This is a genomic window from Kitasatospora sp. NPDC018058, from assembly GCF_044327205.1.
GTDB lineage: Bacteria > Actinomycetota > Actinomycetes > Streptomycetales > Streptomycetaceae > Kitasatospora.
The window spans coordinates 69377-87834 of sequence record NZ_JBIRFA010000034.1; the positions used below are offsets into that span (position 1 = coordinate 69377).

Annotated in this window: 4 protein-coding genes; all 4 read left to right on the forward strand. The window is 74.7% G+C overall.

The features are described from left to right. Positions 1–17: 17 nt before the first annotated feature. The 4 genes from ACH4E7_RS34390 to ACH4E7_RS34405 are packed head-to-tail and all read left to right on the forward strand — an operon-like array spanning position 18 to position 18370. Positions 18–1538 carry an AMP-binding protein gene (locus ACH4E7_RS34390; protein ID WP_396253080.1) on the forward strand — a complete coding sequence of 507 codons (1521 nt, stop codon included), beginning with the start codon at positions 18–20 and terminating at the stop codon, positions 1536–1538. Between the two features lie 58 nt (positions 1539–1596). Further along, the gene (locus ACH4E7_RS34395; RefSeq protein WP_396253081.1) at positions 1597–3288 is read left to right on the forward strand and encodes a condensation domain-containing protein; all 1692 of its coding nucleotides are present in this window, start codon (positions 1597–1599) and stop codon (positions 3286–3288) included. Positions 3289–3314: 26 nt separating this feature from the next. After that, positions 3315–11183, forward strand: a complete 7869-nt coding sequence (locus ACH4E7_RS34400; protein WP_396253082.1) for an amino acid adenylation domain-containing protein — start codon at positions 3315–3317, stop codon at positions 11181–11183. A gap of 38 nt (positions 11184–11221) precedes the next feature. Further along, positions 11222–18370: an amino acid adenylation domain-containing protein gene (locus tag ACH4E7_RS34405; protein WP_396253083.1), complete on the forward strand. Its 7149-nt coding sequence runs from the start codon at positions 11222–11224 to the stop codon at positions 18368–18370. Positions 18371–18458: the final 88 nt, after the last annotated feature.

The following is an 18458-nucleotide window of genomic DNA, read 5'->3' on the forward strand; positions in this document are numbered from 1 at the left end:
CCCGAGAAGGGACTTCCATGTACACCGAAGCGAGCGGTTCACGGCGGTCGCTCATCCACCCCCTGCTCGCCGCCGTCCGCCGCCACCACGCCTCGGTGGCGGTCGTCGACCGCGGCGTCCAGCACACCTACGCCGAACTCGACCAGCTGTCCGCCGAGATCGCCGGCGGCCTCGCCGCCCGCGGCCTGGGACCGGGCAACATCGTCGCCGTCCACGGCCACCGGTCCTGGACGCGCTGCGCCGCCGTGCTCGGCGCCTGGCGGGCCGGGGCCGGCGTGGTCTGCGTCGACCCCGGCATGCCCGCGCCCCGGGCCGCGAAGATCACCCGGTTCAGTGACCTCGTGCTGCGCGCCGACGACGCCGGGCCGACCGGCCCGGACGGCAGCGAGCACACCGTCGACGAGGTGCGCGGCAACCCGCTGGAGGTACCCCGCGAAGGACCGGTCGGCTACGTCATCCCCACCTCGGGATCCACCGGCGAGCCCAAGTCGGTGGCCGTGCCGCCGGGAGTCCTGGCCGCCCTCGGCGACTGGCACGTCCGGCACTGGTCCCACGACCGCCCGCCGCACACCCTGCAAGCGGCGTCCATCGGCTTCGACGTGGGCTACGAGGAACTCGTCGCCACCTGGCTCGCCGGAGCCCGGCTGGTCGTCGTGGACGACCACCAGCGCCAGGACCCCTTCACGCTGATGGACGTGATCCGCGAGCACCGGGTGGCCCGGCTCTTCCTGCCGGTGGTCGGCCTGCACGCGCTGGCCACGGCCGCCGTGTTCGAACCGGACGCGATGCCCGACCTGCGGGAGATCGCCGTGGCGGGCGAGCGCCTGGTCGTCAACGCCGAGGTGCGCAGCTTCTGCGCGTCGGGCGGCATCACCCTGATCAACGAGTACGGGCCCAGCGAGACCCACGTCGTCACCCAGCACCGGCTGACGCCCGACCGGGCCGCCGACTGGCCCGACCACCCGCCGATCGGACGCGCGGTCGCCGGAGCGGAACTGCTCCGCCACGCGGACGGCGCGCTGCGGCCCTTCGCCCCGGGCGAGGAAGCCGAACTGGTGGTCGCCGGCGACAGCGTCGGCCTCGGCTACCTCGGCGACCAGGAGCTCACCGACGCCAGGTTCCGCACCCTGCCGCACGACGACGGCACGGCGCGCCGCTGCTACGCCACCGGCGACCTGGTCCGCTTCGACGGCACCGACTTCCACTTCGTGGCACGGGTCGACGACCAGCTCAAGGTGAACGGCTACCGCGTCGAGCCCGGCGAGGTCGAAGCGGTCCTCAACGCGCTGCCGGGCGTGCGCCGGGCCGTGGTGGTGGCCGTGGAGGTCGCCGGCTCCCGCCGGCTCGGCGCCGCCTACACCCCGACGGCAACCGACGGCACGCAGCCCGAACTGCTCGCCGAACACTGCGCCGCGCACCTGCCCGCGTACATGGTGCCCAAACACTTCCACGCGCTGGAGGAACTGCCGGTGACCGCGAACGGAAAGGTCGACCGGGCACGGCTGCGCACGCTGTTCGGCACGGTCCGCACCGCCTGAGAAGCCCGCGACAGAACGAGAACGAGCGAGAACAAGGCAGACAACGATGGAGAACGACGTGACAACGCCGGAGCAGATCCTGTGCGGCGTAATGGCGGACCTGTTCGCGATACCGCAGGTCCGACCGCAGGACGGCTTCGTCCGACTGGGCGGCGACAGCATCATCGCCGTCCAGGTCGTCGGTGCCGCCCGCCGGGCCGGACTGGCCGTCACCGTCCGCGACGTGCTGACCCAGCCGGACGTGGCGGCCCTGGCCGCCACCGCCCGACCGCTGGCGCCCGCCCGCCGGGCCGGCGAGGACGACGGCGTCGGACCGATCCGGCCGACGCCGATCATGCACTGGCTGCGCGAGCGCGGCGGACCGGCCGACAGCTACTACCAGTTCCTGGTGGTGCGCACCCCGGCGGAACTGACCGAGGAGGCCGCGCACACGGTGCTGCAGGCGGTCCTCGACCGGCACGACATGCTCCGGCTGCACATGGTCGACGGAGTGCCGCACACCCGGGCGGCCGGCACCGTCAGGGCCGAGGACCGTCTCCTCCGGGTCCGAACGGACGGCGCGGAAACCGCCCGCGAGGTCGAACGGGAGGTGCACGCGGCCCGGGACCGCCTGTCGACCGAGGACGGCGTGCTCGTCCGGGCCGTCTGGTTCGACGCGGGCCCGGCCCGGCCCGGCCGCCTCGCCCTCGTCGTCAACCACCTGGTCGTCGACGGAATCTCCTGGCGGGTGCTGACCGGCGACCTGGCGCAGGCATGGGCGGCGGTCACGGCCGGCCGCGCGCCACGCCTCGACCCCGTGCCCACCTCCTTCCGCCGCTGGTCCGAACTGCTCGCGGCGGAAGCCGCCGACGACCGGAGCACCGCCGAACTCCCGTACTGGAACGACGTGCTGCGCCCGGGAGCCGACACCATGGGCCGCCGCCCCCTCGACCCGGCCCGCGACCACGAGGACCTGGCCGCGCACCTCGCCCTGAGCCTTCCCGCCGCCACGGTCGGCCCACTGCTGACGTCGGTGCCCGACCGGCTCGGCGCGGACACCAACGAGCTGCTGCTGACCGGCCTGGCACTCGCCCTGGCCCGCTGGCCCGCCTGCGGGCCGAACATCCTGGTGGACCTGGAGGGACACGGCCGTGAGGAGATCACCGCCGAGGCCGATCTCTCCCGCACGGTCGGCTGGTTCACCACCATCTTCCCCACCCGCTTCGAGCTGGACGGACTGGACGCACCCGACGCCGCGCACGGCGGCCCCACCGTCGCCCTGGCCCTGCGGCGGGTGAAGGAACAGCTGCGCGCGATCCCCCGCAAGGGGCTCGGCTACGGCCTGCTGCGCCATCTCGACCCGCACGCCCGCGAGGTGCTGGCCGCCACGGACCCGGCGCAGCTCGGCTTCAACTACCTCGGCCGTCTCGGCGGGGCGGGCGGCGCCGACTGGCAGCTGCTGCCCGAGTACGGTGCCCGGCTGGACGCGCCCGGCCCCGGCATGCCCATGGCGCACGCCGTCGAGGTCAACGCGTTCGTCCTCGACTCGGCGGACGGGCCCGTCCTGCACGCCGACTGGGCCTGGGTGCCGGGCGTGCTCGACGAGCCGCAGGTGCGCGCCCTCGCCGAGTCCTGGTTCCGGATGCTCACCGCCCTCGTCGCGTACGCCGCCCGTCCGGACGCCGGCGCCGTGGTCGCCGCCGATCTCACGCTCTCCACGATCGACCAGGACGAGCTGGACGATCTCGCAGCCGCCCTCGACGTCCTCTGACGCACTCCAGAAAGCGAATCCAGTTCATGAACACCAGCCAGCCGGCGATCGAGGACGTCCTGCCGCTCTCCCCGCTGCAGGAGGGCATGCTCTTCCACTCCGGATACGACCCGGAGTCGAAGCACCTCTACATCGCGCAGTTCACGGTCGACCTGGACGGCGCGCTCGACCCGGCCCGACTCAAGGAGGCCGCCGACGCCCTGCTGCGCCGCCACGCCAACCTCCGGGTCGTCTTCACGCACCGCAGGAACGGCGACCCCGTCCAGGTGGTCCGCCGCGACATGCCGCTGGCCTGGCAGGAGCACGACCTCGGCGGCCTGGACGCGCCGGCCGCCGAGGCCCGCGCGGCCGAACTGACCGAGCAGGACTGGGCCCTGGGCGTGGACAGCCGCCGCCCGCCGCTGCTGCGCTTCACCCTCGTCAGGCTCGGCGCCACACGGCACCGGCTCCTGGTGACCGCCCATCACCTGCTCCTGGACGGCTGGTCGTTCGGACTGCTCTTCCGTGAACTGTTCACCCTCTACGGGAACGGCGAACTGCCGCCCGTCCGGCCGTACCGCACCTACCTGACCCACCTGGCGCAGCGCGACCGCCCGGCGGCCGAGCAGGCCTGGCGCACCGCACTGGCCGGTCTCGACCAGCCCACCCGGTTCGCTCCGGGCGGCCAGGTGTCGCCCGGGGCCACCCCCGAGGACGTGGTCCTGCAGATGAGCGAGCAGCAGACGGCGGCCCTGACCGCCCGGGCCCGGGAGTGCGGCCTGCTGCTCACCAGCGTGATCCAGGGCGCCTGGGCCGTCCTGCTCGCGCGCGGCACCGGCCACGACGACGTCGTGTTCGGCTGCACCGTCAGCGGCCGGCCCGCGGAACTGGCCGGGGCCGACCAGATGATCGGCATGCTCATCAACACCGTGCCGGTCCGTGCCCGGATCGACGGCTCCGCCCCGCTGCGCGAGACGTGCCGGGCGCTGCAGCGCCAGCGCGCCGACCTGGCCGACCACGACCACCTCGGACTGACCGAGCTCCAGCGCCTGGCCGGCTCCCCGGCCGCCCTCTTCGACACGAACCTGGTCTTCGAGAACTTCCCGATGAGCGACTACGCGCTCGACCTGCCGGGCGTCGGTCTGGACGCGCGGATCCGGTTCCGGGACACCACGCACTTCCCGCTCACCCTGGTGGTGGAGCCGGGCGCCTCACTCGGGCTCAGGCTCAGCCACCACCCCGAACTGCTCGACCGGGAGCGGACGGCGGAACTCGGCGCCCGGCTGGTGCGGCTGCTGGAGCGGTGGGCGGCCGACCCCGACGCCCCAGTCAGCGCCCTCGACGCCCTCACCGCCCAGGAGCGCGACCGCGTCCTCGTGGACTGGAACGACACCGCCGCCGAATTCCCCGCCCAAGCCCTGCCCGAACTGATCGAGGCCCAGGTCGCCCGCACCCCCGAGGCCACCGCCGTCGTCTTCGAGGGGCAGCACCTGAGCTACCGCACGCTGGACGAGCGCGCCGGCCGCCTGGCGTCCGTGCTGACCGCCCGCGGCATCGGGCCCGAGAGCCTGGTCGCGGTCGCGCTGCCGCGCTCCCTGGACCTGATCGTCGCCCTGTGCGCCGTGCTCAAGGCCGGCGCCGCGTACCTGCCCGTCGACCTCGGCCAGCCCGCGGCCCGCAACCTCGGCATCATGGCGGACGCCGCTCCGGCACTGCTGCTGAGTGCCGGCTGGCAGGCGCCGGGGACGCCGACCCTGCGACTGGACGCCCCGCTCCCCGAGGCCGAGGCCGCCCCCCGGCCCGCCCTCGACCCCCGCCACCCCGCCTACGCCATCTTCACCTCGGGCTCCACCGGCCGCCCCAAGGGCGCCCTCGTCCCCCACGAGGCCATCGTCAACCGGCTGGAGTGGATGCAGCGCACCTACCGGCTCGGTCCCGACGACCGCGTGCTGCAGAAGACGCCGTGCGGCTTCGACGTGTCGGTGTGGGAGTTCTTCTGGCCGCTGCTGACCGGCGCCACCCTGGTGGTGGCCCGGCCCGACGGCCACCAGGACCCGTCGTACCTGGCCGAGCTGATCGAACGCGAGTCCGTCACCACCGCGCACTTCGTGCCGTCCATGCTGGACGCGTTCCTGAGCGGGCCGGACGCGTCGCGGGCCCGCTCGCTGCGCCGGGTGATCAGCAGCGGCGAAGCGCTCTCCCCCCACACCCAGGAGACGTTCTTCCGCACCCTCCCGGACACCGAGCTCCACAACCTCTACGGCCCGACCGAGGCCGCCGTCGACGTCACCCTCTGGGCCTGCCGGCCCGGCCCCGGCCCCGTCCCGATCGGACGCCCCGCCGCCAACACCCGCGCGTACGTGCTCGACGGCCGGCTCGAACCGACGGCGCCCGGCACGGCCGGTGAGCTCTACCTGGCCGGCGTCCAGCTGGCACGCGGCTACCTCGGCCGACCCGGCCTGACCGCCGAGCGGTTCGTGGCCTGCCCCTTCGCGCCGGGCGAGCGCATGTACCGCACCGGTGACCTGGTGCGCTGGCGCCCGGACGGCGTCCTGGAATACCTGGGACGCACCGACGACCAGGTGAAGATCCGCGGCTTCCGGATCGAGCTCGGCGAGGTGCAGAACGCCGCCGCGGGCTGTGACGGCGTCGCCCACGCGGCCGTCGTCGTCCGCGAGGACCGGCCGGGCGATCCGCGGCTGGTCGCCTACGTGGTGCCCGCCACGGGCGCCGACCCGACGCCCGCCGCGCTGCGCCGCGCCCTGGCCGCCGCGCTGCCGGAGCACATGGTGCCGGCGGTGGTCCTCCTCGACGCCCTGCCGGTGACGCCGAACGGGAAGCTCGACCGGCGGGCCCTGCCCGCACCCGGCCACCGCGCGGGCGGCCGCACCGGGCGCACCGCCCACGAGGAGGTCCTGGCGGGCCTGTTCGCCGCGGTGCTGGGCCTGCCCGAAGTCGGCGTGGACGACGACTTCTTCGACCTGGGCGGCCACTCCCTGCTGGCCATGCGCCTGGTGACCCAGGTGCGCGGCGCCCTCGGCGTGGAACTGGGGGTCCGCGAGGTCTTCAACACCCCCACGGTCGCGGGCCTCGCCGCCCGCCTCGACGGCGCGGGCGACGCCCGCCCGGCGCTGCGGACCGCGCAGCGCCCCGCCCGGCTGCCGCTGTCCGCCGCCCAGCGGCGGCTGTGGTTCCTCGACCGCCTCGACGGGCCGAACCCCGCCTACCACAGCGCGGTGGCCGCCCGGCTCAGCGGCCCGGTCGACGTGCCCGCGCTGCGCGCGGCGCTGGTCGACCTCGCCGAACGGCACGAGATCCTGCGCACCGTCTACCCGGAGGTGGGCGGCGAGCCGTGCCAGCGCGTGCTGCCCGCGGCCCCGTTGGAGCTGGAGGTCCTCGACGCCGCCCGGGCCGACGTCGCCGAGGTCGCGGGCCGTGCCTTCGACCTGGCCGCGGCCGCCCCGGTCCGCGCCGCCCTGCTGACGGCCGGGCCCGACGAGCACACCCTGGTCCTGGCGCTCCACCACATCGCCACCGACGGCGAGTCCTGGGGGCCGCTGCTCGGCGACCTCGCGGCGGCGTACGCGACCCGGCGGGAGGGCCGGGAGCCGGACCGCGCACCGCTGCCGGTGCAGTACGCCGACTACACGCTCTGGCAGCGGGACCTGCTGGAGGGCGTGGGGGAGGAGCAGCTCGCCTACTGGCGCGAGGCGCTGTCCGGGCTGCCCGAGGAGCTGGCACTGCCCGCCGACCGCCCCCGCCCGGCGGTGGCCGGCCCGGCGGGCGACGCGGTCGCCTTCGACCTGGACGCCGCGCTCACCGGCGAGCTCGAAGCGCTGGCACGGGAACACGGCTGCACCCTGTTCATGGTGCTCCAGGCGGCGCTCGCGGTGCTGCTGTCCCGCCTCGGCGCGGGCACGGACATCCCGGTCGGGACGGTGGCCGCGGGCCGCTCGGACGAGGCGCTGGACGACCTGGTCGGCTTCTTCGTCAACACCCTGGTCCTGCGCACCGACGTCTCGGGCGACCCCGCCTTCGGCGAGCTGCTGCACCGGGTACGGGAGACCGACCTGGCCGCGTTCGCCCACCAGGACGTGCCCTTCGAACAGGTCGTCGAGGCGGTCAACCCGCGCCGCTCGCTGGCCCGTCACCCTCTCTTCCAGGTGGCGCTGACCCTGCGGCGCGCGGCGTCCACGGCCGCCCTGGAGCTGGCCGGTCTCACCGCCGACACCGCGGAAGTCGACGTCACCGAGGCCGAGTTCGACCTCGCGTTCCAGTTCACCGAGGAGAGCGGCCCGGCGGGCGGGCTGCGCGCCGTGGCCAAGTACCGCACCGAGCTCTTCGACCGCGACACCGTCCGCACACTCGGCGCACGACTGCGCACGGTCCTGGAGTCGGCGGCTTCGCGGCCGCGCGCACGGGTGTCGGAGCTGGAGCTGCTGCTGCCCGGGGAGCACACCCGGCTGGTCGGGGAGCGGCCGGCCGCCGCCCCGTCGCGCCCGGACACCCCCGGGGGAGTCCACCTGGCGTTCACCCGCCAGGCGGCCCGCACCCCTGATGCCGTCGCGCTCAAGGCCGGACCGGTCGAGCTGACGTACCGCGAGCTCGACGAGCGCGCGAACCGGCTCGCGCACCGGCTGACCCGGATCGGGGTCGGCACCGAGACCCCGGTCGGCGTGCTGATGGGGCGTTCCCCCGACGTGGTCGTGGCAATGCTGGCCGTCCTCAAGGCCGGCGGCGCGTACGTGCCGCTGCACACCGGCCACCCCGCCACGCGCATCCAGCGGATCCTCGACGACGCCGGCTGCCCGGTCCTGCTGGTGGACGAGCGGTTCCACCGGCTGGGACTCGGCTGCGGGCAGACCGTCCTCGTGAGCGGAGCCGAAGCCGACGACCCGGCCGCGACCGGCGACAGCGACCCCGCCGCCCCGCCGGCGCGGTGCCGGCCCGACCAGCTGGCCTACCTCATGCACACCTCGGGCTCCACCGGCGAGCCCAAGGGCGTCGCCGTCACCCACCGGGACGTCCTGGACCTGGTGGCGGACCGCGGCTGGCACACCGGCGGACCCCAGCGCGTGCTGTTCCACGCCCCGCACGCCTTCGACATCGCCGACTACGAGCTGTGGGTGGCCCTCCTGTCCGGCTGGCAGGTGGTCGTCGCCCCCGAGGGCGACCTCACCGTCGCCGCACTCGGTGCACTCATCCGCGACGAGCGGATCACGGCCGTCCACCTCACCGCCGGACTGTTCCGGGTGGTCGCCGAGGAGCACCCCGGCATCCTGGCCACCGTGCGCGAGGTGCTGACCGGCGGCGACGTGGTCAGTCCCGCCGCGGTACGGGCGGTGCAGGCCGCCTGCCCGGCCACGGCCATCCGCCACCTGTACGGCCCGACCGAGGTGACCCTCTGCGCGACCTCCCACCTCGTCACCGGCCACGCCGACGGCCCGGTGCCGATCGGCCGGCCGCTGGACGACACCCGCGTCTACGTGCTCGACGACCGGCTGCGCCCAGTGCCGGCCGGCACCCCCGGCGAGCTGTACGTCGCCGGTGCCGGAGTGGCGCGCGGCTACCACCGGCGGCCGGCGACGACCGCACAGCGCTTCGTCGCCGACCCCTTCGGCGCGCCCGGGACCCGGATGTACCGCACCGGCGACCTGGCCCGCCTGCGGACGGACGGCCTGCTGGAATTCCTCGGCCGGGCCGACGAGCAGGTGAAGGTCCGCGGCTTCCGGGTCGAGCCGGGCGAGGTCGAGGCCGCGCTCGCCGCCTGCCCGGGCGTACGCCAGGCCGTGGTCACCGCCAGGGCGGCCGGGGACGGCGAGAAGCGGCTCGTCGGCTACGTGGTCGGCGCACTCTCCCGATCCGACGTACGCGCCCGGCTCGCCGGCCTGCTGCCGGACTACATGATCCCCGCGCACATCGTCGTCCTGGACGACCTGCCGCTGACCGCCAACGGCAAGGTGGACTACCGGGCCCTGCCCGAACCCGCGCCGTCCACCGCAGGCGGCCGCCCGCCGCGCACCCCCCGGGAGGAGATCCTGGCGGGTCTCTTCGCCGAGCTCCTGGACCTCGACACCGTCGCCGCCGACGCCGGCTTCTTCGACCTGGGCGGCCACTCCCTGCTCGCGACCCGGCTGGTCAGCCGCGTCCGCACGGCCCTGGGCGTCGAACTGTCGCTGCGGGACGTCTTCCGGGCGCAGACCGTCGCCGCGCTGGCCGAGCTGGCGGGCCGCGCCGGGCAGGCCCGGCCGCCACTGCGCCGGACACCGTGCGCGCAGGAGCCCCCGCTGTCCTTCGCCCAGCACCGGCTGTGGTTCGCCCAGCAGGCGCAGGAGCAGTCCGCGGACCACAACGTCCCCTTCGCCTACCGGCTGCACGGCCCGCTGGACGTGGCCGCCCTGACCGCGGCACTCGGCGATCTGACCGCCCGCCACGACGTGCTGCGGACCCTGTTCGACGAGATCGACGGGGAACCCCGGATCCGGCTGCGCACCGCGGCAGAGGCATCGGTGACGCTGCGGTGCGAGCGCCTCACCGAGGCCGACCTGCCCAGGGCCGTACGCGAGGCGGTGGGCCACCACTTCGACCTCGCGCAGGACCTGCCCCTGCACGCCCGGCTGTTCGACCTGGGCGGCGACGCATGGGTGCTGGTGCTGGTGGTGCACCACATCGCCACCGACGGCTGGTCCTGGGCGCCCCTGCTGGGCGACCTGGCGACCGCCTACGCGGCCCGGCGGGAAGGCCGCGCGCCCGACTTCGAGCCGCTCCCGGCGCAGTACAGCGACTACACCCTGTGGCAACGCGAGCTGCTCGGGGACGAGCACGACCCGAACAGCCTGATCGGCCGCCAACTGACCTTCTGGAGGAAGGAACTGGCCGACGCCCCGGCCGAACTGGCGCTGCCCCACGACCGGCCCCGGCCGGCCGTGGCGAGCTTCGCGGGCGGCTCCGTCCCGGTGGAGCTCGACGCGGACCTCCACGCCCGTCTGCTGGAGCTGGCCCGGCAGCACGGCTGCACCCTGTTCATGGTGCTCCAGGCCGGCCTCGCGGTGCTGCTGTCGCGTCTCGGCGCGGGCACCGACATCCCCATCGGCACCGTGGTCGCGGGCCGCTCGGACGAAGCACTCGACGACCTCGTCGGCTTCTTCGTCAACACCCTCGTGCTGCGCACCGACGTCTCCGGCGATCCCACGTTCACCGACCTCCTGCACCGGGTGCGCGAGACCGACCTCGCCGCGTACGAGCACCAGGACGTGCCCTTCGAACGGGTCGTGGTCGACGTCAACCCCGAACGGTCCCTGGCCCGCCACCCCCTCTTTCAGGTGCTGCTCCAGGTGCAGAACGAACCCCCGGCCCTGCCCCGCCTGGCGGGCCTCGACGCACAGGCGCACCCCGTCGAGTGGCAGGTGTCGAAGTTCGACCTGGGCGTCGATCTCGGCGAACAGCGCGCGGCGGACGGCAGCCCGCTCGGCCTCGTGGGCGAACTCACCTACGCCACCGAACTGTTCGACCACCGGACCGCCGAGCGGATGGCGCAGGACCTGGTCGCCGTGCTGCGGCACTTCGCGGCCGGCCCCGAGCAGCCGGTGGGCGCGCTCGCGCGACTGCCGCACCCCGCCCAGGACCGAGCGTCCGAGAACGCGGCCGCAGCGGACACCGGCGACGGGACCGAGCAGCGGGTCCGCGAGCTGTACGCGCAGGTGCTCGGCAAGGAGTCGGTCGGCCCCGACGACAACTTCTTCGCCCTCGGCGGCCACTCGCTGCTGGTGACCCGCCTCATCAGCCGGATCCGGGCGGAGCTGGGCCGCGAGCTGAAGATCCGCGACCTGTTCCAGAACCCCACACCGGCCATGACCGCCGCCCGGCTGGACGACGCGCCCCGGGCACGCCCCGCGCTGCGCCCCGCGAAGTCCTGAACCCGCCCGTCGCACACCCGCACGTCCCAGGAGGTCCTGTGTTTCCCGTTTCGTTCGCCCAGCGGCGGCTGTGGTTCCTCAACCAGATGGGCGAGACCGGCTCGGCGTACAACTGCCCGCTGGCCACCCGGCTGCACGGCCCGCTCGACCCGGCCGCCCTCGACGCGGCGCTCGGCGATCTCACCGCCCGGCACGACGTGCTGAGGACCGTGTTCCCCGAGGTCGACGGAGAACCCGTACAGCAGGTGTCGGACCGTCTCCCGCACCTGCGGGTCACCCGGACGACGGAGACGAACCTCGCGACCGCCCTCGCCGAGGAGGCCGGGCACGTCTTCGACCTCACCACCGAACTCCCGCTCCGGGCAGAGCTGTTCGAGCTGGGCGCCGACCAGTGGGTGCTGCTGCTGGTCGTGCACCACATCGCGACGGACGGCTGGTCGTGGGGGCCGCTGCTCGGCGACCTGGCCGCCGCCTACGGGGCCCGGCGCGAGGGCCGGAAGCCCGACTTCGAGCCGCTGCCGGTGCAGTACACCGACTACACGCTCTGGCAACGGCAGGTCCTGGGGGAGGGCGACGACCCCGACAGCCTGATCACCCGCCAACTCGACTTCTGGAAGAAGGAGCTGGCAGGATCCCCCGCGGAACTCGCCCTGCCCCACGACCGGCCCCGGCCGGCCGTGGCGAGCTTCGCGGGCGGCTCCTTCCCCGTCGCCCTGCCCGCCGACCTGCACGCACGGCTGCTCGACCTGGCCCGGGAACACGGCTGCACCTTGTTCATGGTGCTCCAGGCCGGCCTTGCCGTCCTCCTGTCGCGCCTCGGCGCGGGCACCGACATCCCCGTCGGCACGGTCGTCGCGGGCCGCTCGGACGAAGCACTCGACGACCTCGTCGGCTTCTTCGTCAACACCCTGGTCCTGCGTACCGACATATCCGGCGATCCCACGTTCACCGACCTCCTCCACCGCGTACGCGAGGCCGACCTCGCCGCCTACGAGAACCAGGACGTCCCCTTCGAGCGGGTCGTCGAGGCGCTCAACCCCGAGCGCTCCCTGGCCCGCCACCCCCTCTTCCAGGTGATGATGACGCTGGAGAGCGGACAAGGCCCGGCGTTCACCCTGCCCGGCACGCACGGCGTCGAGCAACCGGTCGGCTGGGACATCGCCAAGTTCGACCTGACGGTGGACTTCCACGAGCAGGCGGGCAGCGACGGCACCCCGGCCGGGGTCACCGGAGCACTGGAGTACGCGACGGACCTCTTCGACCGCGAGACGGCCGCGGACCTGGCGGCCGGGATCGCCCGCGTACTGGAGCGCCTGGCCGCCGACCCCGGCGTGCCGCTCTCCCACGTCGACCTCCTCTCCGCCGAACAGCGCGAGCAGGTCCTGACCCACTGGAACGACACCGCGGCCCCCGTCCCGCCGCAGACCCTCCCGGAGCTGTTCGAGGCGCAGGCCGCCCGCACCCCCGACGCGACCGCCCTGGTCTTCCAGGACACGGCCCTGAGCTTCGCCGAACTCGACGCACGCGCCAACAACCTGGCGCACCGCCTCGCCGACCACGGGGTCGGCCCCGAGCACCTCGTCGCCCTGGCCCTGCCCCGCTCCGCCGCCTCGGTGATCGCACTCCTCGCCGTGCTCAAGGCCGGCGCCGCGTTCGTCCCGGTCGACACCGACTACCCGCCCGAGCGCATCGCCCGCCTGCTGCGCACCACGACCACCGTCGTCACGGACCTCGCCACCACGGCGACCCTCCCCGACACCGGCGCCGTCCACGTCCTCGCCGACGCCCCCGGCCACTTCCCGGACACACCCCTCGGCCGCCGGATCCACCCCCACAGCGCCGCCTACGTCATCCACACCTCCGGATCCACCGGTGAACCCAAGGGCGTGGTGATCGACCACGCCGGGCTGCGCAACCTGTACGCCTTCCACCGAGCCGGCGTCATCTCCCGCGCCCAGGAGATCGGCGACGGCCGCAGGATGCGCATGGCACTCACCGCCGCGCTCTCCTTCGACACCTCCTGGGAGGGCCTGCTCTGGATGGTCGCGGGCCACGAACTCCACCTGATCGACGACGACACCCGCCGCGACGCCGCCGCCCTGGTCCGGCACATCGCCCGCTCGGGCATCGACGCCCTCGACGTCACCCCGACCTACGCCGAGCAACTGGTCGAGGAGGGACTGCTGGACGACCCCGCGCACCGCCCCCAGGTGCTGCTGCTGGGCGGTGAAGCGGCGGGCGCGGCCCTGTGGACCCGGGTCCGCGAGGCCGACGGGATGCTGTGCCACAACCTCTACGGCCCCACCGAGTGCAGCGTCGACACCCTGTGGTGGGACGCGGCCCACAGCGAGCAGCCGCTGGTGGGACGCCCGATCGCCAACACCCGCGCCTACGTGCTCGACGACCGGCTGCGCCCCGTCGCCCCCGGCGTACCCGGCGAGCTGTACCTGGCCGGCCCGAGCCTGGCCCGCGGCTACCTCAACCGACCCTCGCTCACCGCGCAACGCTTCGTCGCCTGCCCCTTCGAGGCCGGCGGCCGCATGTACCGCACGGGTGACCTGGTCCGCTGGGACCGCGAGGGCCGCCTCGAATACCTGGGACGCGCGGACGACCAGGTCAAGATCCGGGGCTTCCGGATCGAACCCGGCGAGGTGGAGGCCGCGCTGCGCGGCTGCCCCGAGGTGGCCCAGGCCGCGGTGATCGCCCGGGACACCGGCCCCGGCGGCAAACGCCTGGTGGCGTACGTGACCGCGGCCGCGGGCCGCACCGTGGGGGCCGGCGCCCTGCGCAAGCGGCTCGCCGCCGGCCTGCCCGACCACCTCGTCCCCTCGGCCATCGTGGCCCTGGAGACGCTCCCGATGAACCGCAACGGGAAGCTGGACCGCGCCGCGCTGCCCGCACCGGACTTCACCGCGCAGATCTCCTCGCGGGCGCCGCGCGGCCCCCGCGAGGAGATCCTGGCGGAACTCTTCGCGCAGGTGCTCGGCCTGTCCGCCATCGGCGCCGACGACGGCTTCTTCGACCTCGGCGGACACTCCCTGCTGGCCACCCGCCTGCTCTCCCGCATCCGTGCGACCCTCGGCGGCGACCTCGGCATCCGGGACCTCTTCCAGCACCCCACCGTGGCCGGGCTCGCCGCCCGCCTCGGCGACCTCGACGGCCCGGGCCACGCCCGCCCGGTCCTGACCCCGGCCCCGGACCGCCCGGACACCCTGCCCCTGTCGCCCGCCCAGCGCCGCCTGTGGTTCCTGAGCCGCGCGGGCCAGGGCACCGGCTACCACTGCCCGTTCGCCCTGCGGCTGCGCGGCCGGCTGGACACCGACGCGCTGTCCCGGGCCCTCGCCGACGTCATCGCCCGCCACGAAGGACTGCGGACGGTGTTCCCGGAGCAGGACGGCGAGCCCTACCAGCAGGTACTGCCGGCCGACGTCGCGGTGCCCCTCGACGTCGTGCCGTGCGGCCCCGAAGGCACCGCCGGGGCCCTCGACGCCCTGGTGGCCCGTCCCTTCGACCTGGCCGGGCGCCCGCCCGTGCGCGCGGCGCTCCTGGCCGTCGGCGCGGACGAGTGGGTGCTGGTGCTGGTGGTCCACCACATCGCACTCGACGGCTGGTCCTGGGGGCCCCTCTTCCGCGACGTGGCCGACGCCTACCGGTCCCGGACCGAGGGACACGGCCCCGACTGGTCGCCGCTTCCGGTGCAGTACGCGGACTACACCCTGTGGCAGCGGCGGGTCCTGGGGGAGGAGGACGACCCGAAGAGCCTGATCTCACGTCAGCTGGCCTTCTGGCGACAGGAGTTGGCCGCATCGCCGGCGGAACTCGCCCTGCCCTGCGACCGGCCCCGCCCGGCGACGGCGACCTTCGCGGGCGGCTCGGTGCCGGTGGAACTCGACGCCGACCTCCACGCCCGCCTGCTGGGCCTGGCCCGGGACCACGGCTGCACCCTGTTCATGGTGCTCCAGGCGGGTCTGGCCGTCCTCCTGTCGCGCCTCGGCGCGGGCACCGACATCCCCGTCGGCACGGTTGTCGCGGGCCGCTCGGACGAGGCACTGGACGACCTGGTCGGCTTCTTCGTCAACACCCTGGTCCTGCGCACCGACGTCTCCGGCGATCCCGCGTTCGGCGAACTCCTGCACCGCGTACGCGAGGCCGACCTCGCCGCGTACGAGAACCAGGACGTCCCCTTCGAGCGGGTCGTCGAGGCGCTCAACCCCGAACGCTCCCTCGCCCGCCACCCCCTCTTCCAGGTCCTGCTCCAGGTGCAGGACGGCGCCGACGCCGCGCTCGAACTCGCCGGACTCGACGTCCGCAGTGAGCCCTTCCGCTTCGACGTCGCGCAGTTCGACCTGACCGTCGACGTCCAGGAACGCCGCGCCGCCGACGGCACCCCCGCCGGGATCGCCGGCTTCCTGGAGTACGCGGCCGAACTGTTCGACCACACCACGGCCCAGGACATCGCCGCCGCCCTGGAACGGGTGCTCCGCCTGCTCGCGACGCACCCGGACCGGCCCGTCGGCGCGGCCGACCCCCTGACGCGGGCCGACCGGCAGCGCCTGCTGACGGAGTGGAACGACACCGCGCTGCCGGTGCCGCCCGCCACCCTCCCCGAACTGTTCGAGGCCCAGTGCGCCCGCACCCCGCAGGCCACCGCCCTCGTGCACGGCGCCACGAAGATCACCTTCGCCGACCTCGACGCCCGGTCGAACCGCCTGGCCCACCGCCTCGCCCGGGCCGGCGCGGGCCCCGAGCAGGTGGTCGCGCTCGCCCTGCCCCGCTCGCCCGCAGCCGTGTGCGCCCTGCTGGCCGTCCTCAAGGCGGGCGCGGCGTTCGTGTTCGTCGACACGGACCACCCCGCCGAGCGGATCGCCCACATCCTGACGGACTGCGCCCCGGCGCTCCTCGTCACCGACCGCGAAACCACCCACCGGCTCCCGCTGGACGCGGCCCCGCACATCCCCCTCCTCCTCACCGACGACCAGAACGCGACCGCGGCCGAGCCCTGTGAGAGCCCCGGCCGCGCGCCCCGCCCCGCCGACGCCGCGTACCTGGTGTACACCTCCGGCTCCACCGGCCGCCCCAAGGGCGTCGTCGTCGACCACGCGGCCCTGCGCAACCTCCACGCCTTCCACCGCGCCCACACCATCCCCGCCGCCGAACGAGCCGACGACACCAGGACGTTGCGCGTGGCACTCACCGCCTCCCTGTCGTTCGACGCCTCCTGGGACGCCCTGATGTGGATGGTCGCCGGGCACGAACTGCACCTCATGAGCGACGACGTCCGACGCGACGCCGCAGCCTTCGTCCGGTACATCGGCGACGCAGCCCTCGACGTCGTCGACGTGACCCCCACCCACGCCGCCCAACTGGTGGCGGAAGGCCTGCTCGACGCCCCGCCACGCATGCTGCTCATCGGCGGCGAAGCAGCCGACGACCAGCTGTGGAGCCGCCTGCGCGCCACACCGGGGATGCGCTGCCACAACCTCTACGGCCCCACCGAGTGCACGGTCGACGCCCTGTGGTGGGACACCGCCCGCAGCGAACACCCCCTGGTGGGCGGCCCCGTCGCCAACACCCGCGCGTACGTCCTGGACACGGAGCTGCGCCCGGTGGCGCCGGGCGTGCGGGGCGAGCTGTACCTCGCGGGCGCCGGACTGGCGCGGGGCTACCACCGCAGGCCGGGGCTGACGGCCCAGCGGTTCGTGGCGTGCCCGTTCGAGGAGGGCGCCCGGATGTACCGCACGGGCGACCTGGTGCGCTGGGACCGCGAAGGGCGCCTGGAGTACCTCGGCCGCACCGACGACCAGGTGAAGATCCGTGGTTTCCGCGTCGAACTCGGTGAGGTCGAGGCGGTGCTCGCGGCCGCCCCGGGCATCGCCCAGGCCGCCGTGGCCCTACGGTCCGACGGTCCGGGCGGCGGCCAGCGGCTGGTCGGGTACGTGGTCCCGGGCCAGGACGGTGCCGCGGTGGAGCCCTCCGCGCTGCGCGCCCACGTGGCCGAGGCCCTGCCGGCCCACATGGTCCCGTCCGCGGTCGTCGTGCTCGACGCGTTCCCGCGCACGCCCAACGACAAGCTCGACCGGGCGGCGCTGCCCGCACCGGATCCGGCCCACCCGGCGGGAGCGGCGCGACGGGCACCCCTGACCCAGCGGGAGGAGGTCCTCGCGGGCCTGTTCGCCGAAGCGCTGGGCCTGCCCCACGACTCCGTCGGCGCCGACGACGGCTTCTTCGACCTCGGCGGCCATTCCCTGCTGGCCGCTCGGCTGATGTCCCGTGTCCGGGAGGCCCTCGGCGAGGACCTGGGCGTCCAGGACCTCTTCGCGGCCCCCACCGTCGCGGGCCTCGCCGCCCGCGTCCCGGTGCGCGGCACCACGGAGCCCGGCGGTACGGACGACGCGCTCGCCCCCCTGGTCACCCTGCGGTCCGGCGTCGCCGGCGAGCCCGCCCTGTTCTGTGTCCACCCGGGCGCCGGCACCGGCTGGGTGTACCGGGCCCTCCTCGACCACCTCGACCCGGCCCGGCCCGTCCACGCGCTGCAGGCCCGTGGCCTCAGCGAGCCGGGGGCGCGGCCCGCGAGCGTCGCGGAGATGGCCGACGACTACGCCACCCTGATCCGCGCGGTCCAGCCGAGCGGCCCCTACCACCTCCTGGGCTGGTCGTTCGGCGCGCTGGTCGCCCACGCGGTGGCGGTACGGCTCCAGGCGGACGGCGAGGACGTGGCGCAGCTCGTGCTCCTGGACGGCTACCCGGCCACCGAGGCGCAGCCACCGACCGGGACGGCCGCGGCGGACCCCCTGCGGGACCTGCTGGACTCGCTCGGCTATCCGGTACAGGAGCCGTCCGGTGCAACGGGGTCCGCTCCGATGACCCTCGCCGACCTCGTCCGCGCGGCCCGCACGGCGGACGGCCCGCTGGCGGCCTTCGACGAGGAGACCATCGCCACGCTGGGAGAGGCGTACGCCCATCACGACGCGCTGGCCACGGCCCACCGTCCGGGCGTGTTCCGGGGCGACCTCACGCTCGTCGGCGCCGCACACGAGGCCGACGCACCGGAGCCCGGGGCCTGGCGGCCCTACGCCTCGGGCCGCATCGACCACCACGAGGCACCGTGCACGCACGGCGAGATGATGGCCGCTAAGCCGGCCTCGCAGATCGCCGCGCTCCTGTGCGAAGGCGCGGTCCGCCGATGAGTTTCCTGAGTCAACCCCTATGCCGCCAGAGTGGTCTCGGGAGTCGTTTTGATCTTGCTGTTGGCCTGGTGGGTGTCGGGGTCGTAGG